The following is a 12,974-nucleotide window of genomic DNA, read 5'->3' as shown; positions in this document are numbered from 1 at the left end:
GGTATTGTCGCGCCGGTGCGGTGGCGGCGCCATGCCAGCGACCGCGCATGACATCAAGATGGCTGGCGGCCTCATGCAGAAACAGAATCCGAGGCCGGCGGTAGAGGGCACGGGCCAGAATCACGCGCTGTTTCTGACCGCCTGAAAGCGAGTTACCCATGTCTCCGATAAGACCGTGATAAGCCATCGGCAGCCCCGCGATATCGTCGTGCACGGCTGCCATCCGAGCAGTTTCCTCGATGCGCTGTTCATCGAAGCCGCTATCGAAGCCGCTGATGTTGTCGGCAATGCTTCCGGCAAACAACTGGTCATCCGGGATCGCATCAAGCTCGCTGACCCGGGCGAAAAGCCGCATCGAATCAATCTCGTGCAGCGCCAACTACATGCGCGAATCGCTCAATGCGCATCACTGCTGCAGCAGGCGGGTCCATCTCGTAAAGGAAAATCTCGCGCCGGGTCTGCTTGCACTTGCCCAGACCCTGCGTATCGCCAAATGTCAGCTGCATGGATGGCTTCTCAACGTGTGCCTCTATTGTCTCTCAGGCTGCCGGCCAGCGGACGGTACTACCGAAATAGTTGTTCAGAACGTCCGTAGATGCAGGCCATGAGGACGACAAATCTCGCACAGCTATCAGTCATCGATGGACTAGAAACAAACCAATCTATAGATACAGAGCGCTAGTCATCCCTCTCGATCTGCACATCTACCTTATCCCGAAAAATAACTGAAATGAAAGACAAGAGCAGAGCTGGAAGTGCCAAAAGCAGTACGAACGACAAAGGCGCACCGAACGACCATAGAGCGGCAGAAAATACGGCAGCCGAAATCCCAAGCAGCAGGAACGAGCACTTAATTTTCCCTATTAACAGGTAACTTGCCGTCGAACACAGCAGCGAAAATGCGGAAACAAAAACTCCGACCTCCTGAGGAACCTGCAAAGGCTCAGCACCCCGAAGAGCCGCCACCAGCATCAGCGCTGAGGCAGACGCCATTGCTACCAGGGAAATAAAATACAACCTGCCATGCCGCCCATCAAATCCATCAGTAATCTTCATATCGACCCTCAAATGATCGCAGGGCGAAAGCGCCGCGATCCAGCTAATGATTTATCAGAGCTAGGGATGTTCTGACCAGCTCCCTGCGAACTGTGCAGCAGTGCCCGCCACGGATTTCGGCGTTGGGGGACATTATTAGGTCGCATAGTGGAATACATCATACGACTGACATTTGGGGATGCGCAGGGCCTGGGCAAGCCCAAGCAGACCCGGCGCGAGATTCTCCTTTACGAGATGCACCCACCTGCTGCAGCAGTGAAATGCATTTGAGCGATCCGGGCGTGTAGCAAGCGCTGCACGAGATTGATTCGATGCGGCTGTTCGACCGGCTCATCAGTCGTTCTCAGGTCAAGATACCCTGCATGACTCGCGCGGACTCCATGCCAAGCGTCGAGAAGGGTCATGACGATTGCTCTGGTCCATCAGCTGCCGCATTGAAACCAGTACGGACTTGGCGTCCTTGCGGGAATCAGCCGCAGGAGCAGCTCAAGCGGCATCCTTGCAAAGTGATCATTTCGACGCGTGCTCTTCCCGAATCCGCTCGCGCCTGACGTCGGCACGCCTGGCTATCACAATGACAACCGCTCCTATGAACAAGAACGGCAAGATCCGACCGCCTGCAGTTGCGGCCACCATAGCTAGGCAGCACACGCAGCTGGCGAAGGTCTTTTCGCTGATACCTTGGATCCTCACAGATTTCCTCATGCCTGCAACATCGGGAAACATCTTCTTTCAGTAAGGTCACGAAGGGTCGCTGCCACGCAGTGGCGCAATGGTAGCGTTGCTTCTTCGCTGAGTTGAAGAGCGAAATGCGTCAATAGCCGCTTCTTTCCTTCTGGTGATTCAGTCACTCCTACGCAAGAGACACAGCTGGCACCCGGTACGCCGACATGAGGGGACCATTCGGACGTCACTGGCGCAGGGTACAAGCCATCGTTGTAGTCTGTATTCAATCGTCAGAACGACTGACAGCAGCGCAATCATCAGCATGAGCTTGCTTTACGACGCCACCGATGTGATGACCGGGCTGACCGAGGTGCTGTGCTATGGCACGGCGGTGGTGGTGGAGCCCCTCCGCTAACCTGGCCGTAGAGTCGAGCTTGCTCGACTGCTTCCCGATGACGACAGTCGAGCAAGCTCGACTCTACAAGTCCGGTGCCGGCACCTCGACCTGCTGCACCGGCAGGGTCACCATCATCACCGTCGGGTCATCCGGATCCAGCCTGGTCTTGAAGCCCAGGCTCTGGCACATCGCCAGCATGGTGCTGTTCTCGCGCAGCACCTGGCCTTCGACCACGTCCAGGCCCAGCCACTTGGCGTACTCGATCATGATCGCCATCAACCGCCAGCCGATGCCGTGGCCCTTCAGGTCCGAACGGATCAGGATGCCGTACTCGCCACGGTGGTAATCGGCATCGGCGTGCAGGCGTACCGCGCCCAGCATTTCGCCGCTGCGCGGTTCGATCGCCACCAGCGCGATCGAGCGTGCGTAATCGAGCTGGGTCAGGCGCGCGATGAACTCGTGGCTGAAGTGCTTCACGGACTGGAAGAAACGCAGGCGCAGATCCTCGTCACTGACGCGGGCGAAGAACGCACGGAACAGTGCGTCGTCCTCCGGCCGCACCGGGCGCACGAAGGCACGGCCGCCATCGGACAGCTCGATGGTGCGCTCCCACTCCTTCGGGTACGGGAACACCGAGAAACGCGGATGGCCGCGGCCCTTGTGCAGGATGCGCGACGGCGCCACCGCTACGCGGGCATCGAGGGCGAGGATGCCCTTGCCGTCGACCAGCAGCGGGTTGATGTCCAGCGTGCGCACCTCGGGGATATCGGCAGCCAGTTGTGCCAGCTTCACCAGCGCCAGCGCCAGTGCGCGCTCGTCAGCCGCCGGCACGTCACCGTAAGCCTTGAGGATGCGCGAGGCGCGGGTCTGGCCGATCAGCTCGTGGGCCAGGCGCAGGTCCAGCGGCGGCAGCGCCAGCGCCTTGTCATTGATCACTTCGACGGCAGTGCCGCCGCGACCGACCACGATCACCGGACCGAACGTCGCGTCATCGGCGATGCCGACGATCAGTTCGCGCGCCTTCGGGCGGACGATGGTCGGCTGTACCAGCAGGCCATCGATGCGTGCATCCGGCCGCAGCTGGCGTGCGCGCGACAGGATCGCGTTGGCCGCGCTCTGCACCGCCGGCAGCGTGGACAGGTTCAGGCGCACGCCATCCACTTCCGACTTGTGCGGAATGTCCGGCGAGAGAATCTTCAGTGCGACCGTGGCACCGCGCTCCAGCAGCGGCTGCGCCAGGTCCATCGCCTCGTGCGCATCGCGCGCATGCATCACCGGCGCGGACGGAATGCCATAGGCCTTGAGCAGTTCATGCGTGGCCAGCGGGTCCAGCCACTGCTGGCCGTTGGCCAGGGCGGCATCGACCAGTGCGCGCGCGGCGGCCGTGTCGACACTGAAATCCTGCGGCAGGCTGGGCGGCGTTTCCATCAACGCGTTCTGCGCTTCGCGGTAGCGCACCAGATGCTGGAAGCCACGTACGGCTTCGGCCTCGGTCGGGTAGGTCGGGACGCGTGCCGCGTTGAGCGTGGCCGTGGCCTGGTCGTCGTTGCCCAGCCACACCGCGAATACCGGCTTGTCGCGGTGATGGCGCGGGCGCAGGCCGAGCGTGCGGGTGAGCGCCTGCGCCGCGTCCGCCGATGACGTGAATGCGGTCGGTACGTTGACGACCATCACCGCATCATTCTCGTTGTCGGCCAGCAGCGCTTCGATGGCCGCGGCATAGCGGTCACCATCGGCATCGACCACGATGTCCACCGGATTGCTGCGCGACCAGCCCTGCGGCAGCACCGCGTCGAGTTTCTCGATGGTGCTGTCGGACAGGTTGGCCAGCGTGCCACGCAATGCGATCAGCTGGTCCACCGCAAGGCGCCCCACGCCACCACCGTTGCTGAGGATGGCCAGGCGGCGACCGGGGAACGTCCCCAACCGACCCAGCGATTCGGCGGCAGTGAACAGCTCGTCCAGCGCCCCCACGCGCAGCAGGCCGGCGCGGTTGAAGGCAGCACCGTACACATCATCGGCGCGGGCCAGGGCCTGCACATGGGTATCGCGGCTGCCCGGCTGCACGCGCTCGGCACGGCCGGACTTCACCACCACCACCGGCTTGGCACGCGCGGCGGCACGCGCGGCCGACATGAACTTGCGCGCATCCTTGATCTGCTCGACGTAGAGCAGGATGGCGCGGGTACGGTAGTCGGTGGCGAAGTAATCGAGCAGGTCGCCGAAGTCGACGTCCATCGTGTCGCCCAGCGAGACCACGGCGGAGAAGCCGACCGAGCGCGCCACACCCCATTCCACCAGCGCCGCCGCAATCGCCGAGGATTCGGAGATCAGCGCGAGGTCACCGGCCTGCGGGAAGTGCGCGGCGATGCTGGCATTGAGCCGCGCATGCGGTGCGATCACACCCAGGCAGTGCGGGCCCAGGATGCGCAGGCCATGCTTGCGCGCCACCGTTTCCACCTGTTCCGACAACGAGCCCGGGCCTTCGCCCAGGTGCGCGGTGAGGATGATCGCGGCCTGCACGCCGCGTTCGGCGGCGGTACGCACTACCTGCGGCACGATCGCCGCCGGTGCGGTGATGACGACCAGGTCCGGTACCCAGTCCAGATCCTTCAACCGCTTGATCGTGCGGATGCCATCGATCTCGGCATGCCGCGGGTTGATCCAGGCCACCTTGCCGGGGAAGCCAGTGCCACGCAGGTTGCGCATCACCGCGCGCCCGGCCGAACGCTCACGTGGACTGCCGCCGATCACCGCGACCGACTGCGGACGGAACACGGACTGCAGGTGGTAGGTACTCATGCGCCTACGGTACCCAAAAAAGGGGACGGAGGGGATTAAGTCGTTTGTGCCTCATGTGCCTTGAACGACTTAATCCCCTCCGTCCCCTTTTTGTTCTGCATGCCGACCAAGGTCGGCACCTGCCGGAGCACGGTGGTTCCGGCCTACAGCAGCGTGCCGTGCAGGATCATCGCGGCGATGCTGAAGTAGATCACCAGGCCGGTCACGTCCACCAGGGTGGCCACGAACGGGGCCGAAGCGCTGGCCGGGTCGAAGCCGAGCCGTTTCAGGATGAAGGGCAGCATCGAACCGGACAGCGAACCGAAGGTGACGATGCCGACCAATGCCGCGCCGATGGTGATCGCCAGCAGGATCCAGTGTTCGCCGTAGTCGTGCAGGCCGCCCAGCTGCCAGATCACGATGCGCACGATGGCCAGGCAGCCAAGGATCGCGCCCAGCACCATGCCGGTGGGCACTTCGCGCAGGGCCACCTTCCACCAGTCACGCAGGCGCAGTTCGCGCAGTGCCAGGCTGCGGATCAGCAGCGAGGTAGCCTGCGAGCCGGAGTTGCCGCCCGAACTCATGATCAGCGGAATGAACAGGGTCAGTACCACCGCGCGTGCCAATTCGTCCTCGTAGTGCTGCATCGCGCTGGCAGTCAGCATCTCACCCAGGAACAGCACGCTCAACCAACCGGCGCGCTTGCGCAGCATCTCGAAGAAGCCGATCTGCATGTACGGCTTGTCCAGTGCCTCCATGCCGCCGAACTTGTGCGCGTCTTCGGTGGACTCCTCGATCAGCGCATCGAGCACGTCGTCGACGGTGACGATGCCAAGCATCTGCTGCTGCGCGTCGACCACCGGGATCGCCAGCAGGTCGTGGCGGCGGATCAGCCGTGCCACTTCTTCCTGGTCCATCAGCGCATCCACGGTCACCGGCGGATTGACCTGGGCCACATCCAGGATCGATTCCTCGGGCAGGCCGGTGATCAGCCGGCGCATGGTCACTACCTGCTGCAGCTGCTGGCTGGCTGGGTCCAGCACGTAGATCGCGTACACCGTCTCGCGGGTGCGCTCGACCTGGCGGATGTGCTGCAGGGTCTGCGCCACCGTCCAGCTGGCAGGCACCGCCACGTACTCGGTGGTCATCAGCGCACCGGCAGTGTTCGGTGGGTAGCTGAGCAGCTTCTGGATGGCCTGGCGGGCGTCGGTGCCCAGCAGCGGGATCAGCCGCGCGCGTTCTTCCTCATCCAGCTCGTGGACGATGTCGGTGGCGCGGTCATCGGCCATCAGGCCCAGCAGCGCCGCAGCCCGCGCCGGCGGCAGCGCGGCCACCAGTTCGCCACTGCGGTGCAGCTCCGGCGCTTCGAGCATCTTCACTGCACGCGGCAACGGCAGCGCCGCCAGCGTTTCCGCGGCGCGGGTCAGTTCCAGCGTATTGAGGAATTCCACCGCGTCGGCGGTGTTGTAGTTCGCCAGCGGTGCGGCCAGTGCGGCGGCATCGGCCACCGGGCGCAGCAATTGCTTCTGGTTCATCGGTTTTGCCTTGTGGGGGTGCGACCTCGCGCAACGCCAACGCAGGCAAACCGTCCCGATGTCAGGCGGTGGCCATCGCTGGCGTCGAACGAGGTCGACTTCTACTGTCGCTGGACATGGGTTGGGGACTCCGGGATGCGTGTGCTGGCGGACGCGCCGCCAGCGGCGGGCAGTCTGGACCCGTGGGCCATTGCAGGTCAACCCGGCAGCCTTGCGCAGGGCGCCTGCCCGGCAGGTTGTTCTCGTGCATACACAGGTCGGCGCGCATAATGACGCGGTGGCACTCGCCTCCCCTTCCCCCACCCGAACGGACGCACCGCGGGCTTCTCCGATGACCAGGTATTCCCATGCATAGCGGTGGTCTGGAACTGGCCCTGGTGCTGCTGCTGGCGGCGGTCATCGCCGTGCCGGTGTTCAAGAAGTTCGGCTTCGGCGCGGTGCTGGGCTATCTGGCGGCCGGTGTGGTGCTGGGCCCGGACGGGCTGGGCTTTGTGCAGGACGCCGACCGCATCCTCGGCGCCGCCGAGATCGGCGTGGTGATGCTGCTGTTCGTGATCGGTCTGGAACTGTCGCCGGCCCGCCTGAAGGTGATGCGGCGCTCGGTGTTTGGTGCCGGTGCGGCACAGGTGGCGCTGTCCGGGCTGGTGCTGGGTGGCCTGCTGCTGCTCGACCATTTCCAATGGAAGAGCGCACTGGTGGTGGGCGTGGCACTGGCGCTGTCGTCCACCGCGGTCGGCCTGCAGCTGCTGTCAGAACACAAGGCGATCAACAGCGACCATGGCCGGCTCGGGTTCGCCATCCTGCTGTTCCAGGACCTGATCGCGATTCCGCTGCTGGCGGCCATCCCGCTGCTGGGCGGGGTAAAGAACGAGACCCTGCGCTGGGAAGACGCCGCCGTGGCCCTCGGCGCGCTGGCGGTGGTGATCCTGTGCGGGCGACCGGTGCTGCGCAAGGTGTTCGGCATCATCGCGCGTACCCGCAGCCCGGAAGTATTCACCGCGACCGCACTGCTGGTGGTGCTGGGCACCGCCTGGTTCATGCAGGAGGCCGGCCTCAGCCCCAGCCTGGGCGCGTTCCTGGCCGGCGTGCTGCTGTCCGATTCGGAGTTCCGGCACGAACTGGAAGCGCAGATCGAGCCGTTCAAGGGGCTGCTGCTGGGCCTGTTCTTCATTGCGGTGGGCATGGGCATCGACCTCGACCGCATCGCTGCCGAGCCGTGGCTGATCGCCGCCGGCGTGGCGATCCTGCTGGTGGTCAAATTCAGCCTGCTGTACGTGATCGGGCGCATCGCAAAGCTCAGTTCACGGCACTCGCTGCTACTGGGCAGCGTGCTGTGGCTGGGCGGCGAGTTCGCCTTCGTGGTGTTCAACGAAGCGCAGCGCGCGCACCTGCTGGGCAACGCCAACCATGACCGCCTGGTGGCGATCGTCGGCCTGTCGATGGCGATCACGCCACTGCTGATGATCGCGCTGCTCAAGCTGCTCGGCCAGGAGAAGGCAACGCCGCGCGAGGCAGCCGAGGCCGACAAGGTGGCGCCGGACAACCGGCCGAAGGTGCTGATTGCCGGCATGGGCCGCTTCGGCCAGGTCATCGCGCGCCTGCTGACCGCGCAGAAGGTGCCCTTCGTGGCACTGGAAGCGAACCCCGATACCGTGGCCGACCTGCGCCGCTTCGGCAACCAGCTGTACTACGGCGACCCGACCCGGCCGGAGATGCTGCGCGCGGCCGGCGGCGAGCACATCGATGTGTTCGTGATCACCGTGGACGACCCGGAGACCAACCTGCGTGCAGTGCGCATGGTGCGCCGGCTGTACCCGGACGCGAAGGTGCTGGCACGTGCACGCAACCGCCAGCATGCGTGGCGCCTGATGGACATGTCGGCCGAGCCGTTCCGCGAAGTGTTCGGCACCAGCCTGGAAATGAGCGGGCGCGTGCTGACTGCATTGGGTGTTGCACCTGAAGTGGCCGAACGCCACGTGCAGCGCTTCCGTGAGCACGACGAGCAGCTGCTGCGCGACCAGTACCTGGTGTACGACGACGAGGCTGCAGTGATCCAGACCTCGCGCGATGCACGCAACGACCTGATGCACCTGTTCGAGGCCGACGCGGAAAGCGACGGCAAGTAGGCGTGCCGACCAACGGTCGGCACCCACCACAGATTGCGGTAGTGCCGGCCGCTGGCCGGCAGCCTCGGGATCCCGGAGGTTTCATGAGGTTGCCGGCCAGCGGCCGGCACTACCCACTGCGGATTCCGGCAGTAGATCCACGCCATGCGTGGATGCTTTGGATTCCGGACACGATCATCCACGCATGGCGTGGATCTACTGGGTCCCGATCAGCCGTTGTCGCGCAGGAACCGCGCCATCGACGAAACGCCCGGCACGCGCGGTTCGAACTCGCCGGCCACGTCGATGAAGCCGCGCATCACCGCGATCTCGCGCGGGCTGCGGTTGAGGCTGTCGCGCACTTCCGGGTCGGCACCGGCGCGCAGCAGGCGCTGCACCAGCAACGGCAGGCCATGCAGCGCCGCCAGGTGCAGTGGACCGAAGCCGCGCGGATCACGCACCTCAAGGCTCACGTCTTCGTCCAGCAGGCGTTCCACCGCGGCCATCACTACCTGTTCGTCGCAGGCGGTACCCGGCTCGGCACGCGCACCCAGCAGCAGCAGCAGCGGCGTGACCGAACCGGCGGCGGCCTGGTCCGGTTCGGCACCGGCCAGCAGCAGGGTGTCGAGCAGGGCCAGCAGGCGCGAGCGGTCGCGGGCACTGAAACCGTACAGCGCGGCACAGTGCAGCGGGCCCAGCTGCTGCGCGTCACCGGCATGCACGTCGGCACCGGCGGTGAGCAGGCGCGCGACGATGTCCGGCAGGCCCAGCGCCGAGGCCAGCATCAGCACGGTCACGCCGCCCGGCAGGCGGTGTTCCAGCTTGGCACCGGCGTCGAGCAGGGCCGAAACGATGTCCACCTGGCGCATGCTGACCGCCGCCGACAGCGGCGTCGCGCCACTGGCAGCGGCGTGCTGCGGATCGGCGCCGCGTGCCAGCAGCAGGTCGGTTACTGCCAGATGGCCACCACCGGCCGCACGCAGCAGCGCGGTGCAGCCCTGTGCGTCGACTGCGTCGACGGCAAATCCCAGATCGATCAGGCGGCGCACCGCATCGACGTCACCGGCCATCGCAGCGGCCGGCAGATCGGCCTCGCGCAGGGTGCGGCGCGGCAACGGCCACACCCGCCAGTCGAGCCAGTCGGCCAGGTCACGGCGACCGATCGACAGCGCCACGCCCAGCGGCGTCTGGCCGTCGGCGGCACGTGCTTCCGGCGAGGCACCGTGCTGCACCAGCAGCTTCAGCGCGCCTTCGCGGGCCAATGCGGTGGCCAGATGCAATGCGGTCATGCCATGGCTGTCGCGCGCTTCACGATCGACACCGGCCTTGAGCAGGGCCTGCTGCAGGCGCAGCCAGCCCAGGCGCACTGCCAGCGACAACGGCGGGTCACCCGCCGGCGAGGCCGCGAACGGATCGGCACCACGTTCCAGCAGTTCCAGCGCCAGCTGCTCCAGGCCGCGGGCGGCCTGATCGTGCTGTGCGCAGGCGGCAAGGAAGCGCGCCAGGCCACCGCGTCCGGCCGGTGACAGGCCACGCTGCAGCATCACCTGCAGCGCAGGCACTGCATCGATGCCGCGCGACAGCAGCGCGAACATCGGCGTGTCGGAGCAGGCGTCACGCACGTAGGGATCGGCGCCGTGGCCCAGCAGCCAGTCGACCGCACGCGGCTCCAGTGCCAGTTCCGGATCGAGCAGCAGGCCACCCAGTTCTTCCGGTTGGCACAGCTTGGCCAGCGCGGCCATGCCATCGGTGTTGCCGAAGCCCAGCGCTTCGCGCAGCAGGGTCAGCGGCGGACGGTCCGGCAGCAGGCCACTGGCGCTGGCGGCTTCGCCGCGCTCGGCCAGGCCATCACTGACGGCGGCCGGCAACGGATAGGACGGGTCCAGCAGGGCCACAATCGCCCAGCGACCGGCTTCGGCGGCGTAGTCCACCGCACGGCGGCCAACCGGATCGGTGGCATCGGCGGCGATGCCCAGCTCGACCAGGCGCTTGATCAGCAATGGCGAGACATCCTCGGCCATCGCCGCCAGCTGCACCGCATTGCGGCCTTCGCCGTCCACCGCAACCAGATCCGGCTTGTGCGGCAGCAGATGCTCGACCACGGCAGCGCGACCGGCACGGGCCGCTTCCAGCCACGGCGTACGGCCCAGCGCATCGCGCGCTTCCAGATTGGCACCGGCACCCAGCAGCACGCCGATGATCTCGACGTGGCCAGCCAGTGCGGCCTCATGCAGCGCGCTGCGGCGCTGGCGATCACGCGCGTCAGCCCGCGCCTTGTGCTTGAGCAGCAGCTGCACGCCGGCCGGATCGTCGTCTTCGGTGGCGGCCGCGGCCAGCAACACCGGGGTGCCTTCGGCCGGTTCGCTGCGCGCACCGCGTTCGAGCAGGAAGCGGGCCAGGCGCCAGTTGCCGACCTGGCAGGCCACGGCCAGCGGCGACCAGCCCTCGTTGTTCAGCGCGTCGACTTCGGCGGCGGCATCGCGCAGCAGCGCGGCCACGCCCGGGTCGGAACTGCGCGCCGCATGGTGCAGCGGGGTGTTGCCATCGCTGTCGATGGCACGCGAATCGGCACCGTTGGCGAGCAGGGTCATCACCGCTTCGGGGCGGCCGTGCCAGCTGTCGCGGGTGGCGGCCAGCAGCGGGGTCATGCCCCGGTGCGGCGCATTCACATCGACGCCGCGGGCGATCAGTTCGCGCAGCAGGCGCAGGTCCGGCAGCACCGCCGCCAGCACCGCCAGGCTGCGCTGGTCGCGCCAGTTCGGGTCCGGTAGCGCGTACGGATCGGCACCGGCCTGCAGCAGCTGCAGGCCCCGGTCGATGCGGCCATGGCGGGCGGCTTCATACAGGGCCGGGGTCAGCTCCTGCGGCGCCATCGCCTCCAGCGGCGCGGTTTCGGCCGCAGCGGCGAACATCGGTTCGTGCTCGTTGCCGGCGCTGGCCAACGGGCTCGCGCGCAGCGACACCAAGGGTGCCGGCGCCACCCGCTGCAGCAGCAGGTGCAGCACGGGAGACAGCAGCACCACCGCCAGCGCGGCGGGCCAGCGCGCGCCTTCCGGCAACAGGCCCGGCCAGGCCGGCAGCACCACCAGCGCGGCCAGCGCGATCACCAGCGCGGCGACACCGAGACCGCGCCAGGCGGTCAGGTCGCGTCCGGCCAGCGCCTGCCAATGCTGGGCGAGATTGCCATCCAGGCGTTCGACATCGTTCCACAGCGGCCAGGTGCGCCAGGCCGCCAGCAGGCCGGCACTGACCAGCACGCTCAGGCCCAGCACCGCGGCCAGGCTGCCGCTGTCACGCAGCGCCGCCAGCGGCCAGGCCAGCAGCAGCGCCAGCAACAGCGGCGCTGCCGTCCACAACGCCAGCAGCGCCGGCAGGTCCTGGCGCGCGACGATCTTCAGCGGCAGCAGCGCGCGGCTGCGACGCCACCACGACACACCCAGCGCGAACGCCGGCTGCGCCAGTGCCGCAAGGATGGCGCCTGGAACGCCGCCCACAGCGGCGCCAAGCGCCAGCACGGCGCCTACGGCGAAGGCGATCGACAGGGCGCGCGGACGGGACGTGTCAGTCATAGTGGCGCGGCATCAGGCTGGCCACCGATGGCGGCACCTGCAGGTAGAACCCGCGCTCGCTCATTTCGCTGCGGACCTTGTCCGGATCGGCCTGGGCCAGGCGGCGCTGGGCATCCAGGGCCACGTCCAGGACGAAGGCGAGCGTCCCCAGCGAGGTGAGCAGCGGCGCAGGCAGCGCGCTGAAATCATCGCGACGGGGAACGTAGACGTAGGTGTCCGGCTTGAGTTGGCTTTTATAGACGTAGGCGTGCATGTCCGCGGGACGATAACCCGGGAAGAGCCATGATTGTGTCGGAAAGCCGACACCGGGGAAAGCCGTCAGCCGACGATGGCGGCGTGATCGGCGGCGTTTCCCCGGCGGGATTCAGCAATGTGGCGGCGGCGTTCAGCCAACGCCGCCGCCACACGGGCGCTTACTTGACCTTGGCGTAGGTGCCCTTCAGCGCGACACCGGCGAGGATCGCACCGGCATAGCATTCGTAGTTGGTGCTGCTCTTGAACTCGTTCTTCTTGTAGTAGCTGACGATGTCGACCACGGCGTTGGCGCCGCGCGACTTGGCACCGTCCTGCAGCGCGCGCAGCGCCGACAGCGCGACCCAGCGGCAGGCCTCGGCATCGCTCTTGTTGGCGGCGTTGGTCTTCTTGTTGGTCACGTCTTCGCCCAGGCGCTGCTGCACGCTGACCGGCTGACCGGCCAGGTAGAAGCGGACGCTGCCGTCGATGCCGGCGTCCTTGGCAGCCTGCGAGCTGATCAGTTCCTGCAGGGACTGCTCCACGCGGGTATCGCGGGCGGAAGCGGTGGAGGCCAGGGCCAGCAGTGCGGTGGCCGTGGCGATCATCAGGGTGCGGCGCATCGGAACATCTC

The 12,974-nt window shown here is 66.7% G+C and carries 7 protein-coding genes and 3 pseudogenes; 2 read left to right on the top strand and 8 right to left on the bottom strand.

Annotation, left to right across the window (positions count from 1 at the left end; genetic code table 11):
- Positions 1 to 49: 49 nt before the first annotated feature.
- The 3 genes and pseudogenes from V3B64_RS13480 to V3B64_RS13470 form a co-directional block, all read right to left on the bottom strand.
- A pseudogene (locus tag V3B64_RS13480) lies at positions 50 to 319 on the bottom strand (ATP-binding cassette domain-containing protein); the annotation flags it as partial.
- Positions 308 to 506 (bottom strand): annotated as a pseudogene (locus V3B64_RS13475) (IS5/IS1182 family transposase); the annotation flags it as partial. The pseudogenes V3B64_RS13480 and V3B64_RS13475, both read right to left, overlap by 12 nt.
- A 172-nt stretch (positions 507 to 678) precedes the next feature.
- The gene (locus V3B64_RS13470) at positions 679 to 1,056 is read right to left on the bottom strand and encodes a hypothetical protein (RefSeq protein WP_121504144.1); all 378 of its coding nucleotides are present in this window, start codon (positions 1,054 to 1,056) and stop codon (positions 679 to 681) included.
- 970 nt (positions 1,057 to 2,026) lie between these two features.
- Here V3B64_RS13470 and V3B64_RS13465 point away from each other — a divergent pair.
- A pseudogene (locus V3B64_RS13465) lies at positions 2,027 to 2,137 on the top strand (YbjQ family protein); the annotation flags it as partial.
- A 63-nt stretch (positions 2,138 to 2,200) separates the two neighbouring features.
- Here the strand turns inward: V3B64_RS13465 and V3B64_RS13460 are convergent.
- Positions 2,201 to 4,921 carry a bifunctional acetate--CoA ligase family protein/GNAT family N-acetyltransferase gene (locus V3B64_RS13460; protein ID WP_154264788.1) on the bottom strand — a complete coding sequence of 907 codons (2,721 nt, stop codon included), beginning with the start codon at positions 4,919 to 4,921 and terminating at the stop codon, positions 2,201 to 2,203.
- 143 nt (positions 4,922 to 5,064) lie between these two features.
- Positions 5,065 to 6,435 carry a magnesium transporter gene (gene mgtE / locus V3B64_RS13455; protein WP_125893373.1) on the bottom strand — a complete coding sequence of 457 codons (1,371 nt, stop codon included), beginning with the start codon at positions 6,433 to 6,435 and terminating at the stop codon, positions 5,065 to 5,067.
- A gap of 347 nt (positions 6,436 to 6,782) precedes the next feature.
- On the opposite strand from mgtE, the gene V3B64_RS13450 reads away from it, so the two are divergent.
- The gene (locus V3B64_RS13450; RefSeq protein WP_164080052.1) at positions 6,783 to 8,561 is read left to right on the top strand and encodes a monovalent cation:proton antiporter-2 (CPA2) family protein; all 1,779 of its coding nucleotides are present in this window, start codon (positions 6,783 to 6,785) and stop codon (positions 8,559 to 8,561) included.
- Between the two features lie 209 nt (positions 8,562 to 8,770).
- On the opposite strand, the gene V3B64_RS13445 is transcribed toward V3B64_RS13450, so the two are convergent.
- The 3 genes from V3B64_RS13445 to V3B64_RS13435 all read right to left on the bottom strand — a co-directional run bounded on the left by V3B64_RS13445 (position 8,771) and on the right by V3B64_RS13435 (position 12,963).
- The gene (locus V3B64_RS13445) at positions 8,771 to 12,109 is read right to left on the bottom strand and encodes an ankyrin repeat domain-containing protein (RefSeq protein WP_121504139.1); all 3,339 of its coding nucleotides are present in this window, start codon (positions 12,107 to 12,109) and stop codon (positions 8,771 to 8,773) included.
- Positions 12,102 to 12,362: a YcgL domain-containing protein gene (locus V3B64_RS13440; RefSeq protein WP_107431495.1), complete on the bottom strand. Its 261-nt coding sequence runs from the start codon at positions 12,360 to 12,362 to the stop codon at positions 12,102 to 12,104. The genes V3B64_RS13445 and V3B64_RS13440 overlap by 8 nt, the downstream gene beginning before the upstream one ends.
- A 160-nt stretch (positions 12,363 to 12,522) precedes the next feature.
- Positions 12,523 to 12,963, bottom strand: a complete 441-nt coding sequence (locus V3B64_RS13435; protein ID WP_049398675.1) for a hypothetical protein — start codon at positions 12,961 to 12,963, stop codon at positions 12,523 to 12,525.
- Positions 12,964 to 12,974: the final 11 nt, after the last annotated feature.

Source organism: Stenotrophomonas sp. SMYL86 (assembly GCF_036320025.1).
Taxonomy (GTDB): Bacteria; Pseudomonadota; Gammaproteobacteria; order Xanthomonadales; family Xanthomonadaceae; genus Stenotrophomonas; species Stenotrophomonas maltophilia_A.
The sequence above is the reverse complement of the archived record's forward strand: the minus strand, read 5'-3'. Positions and strand labels throughout refer to the sequence as shown.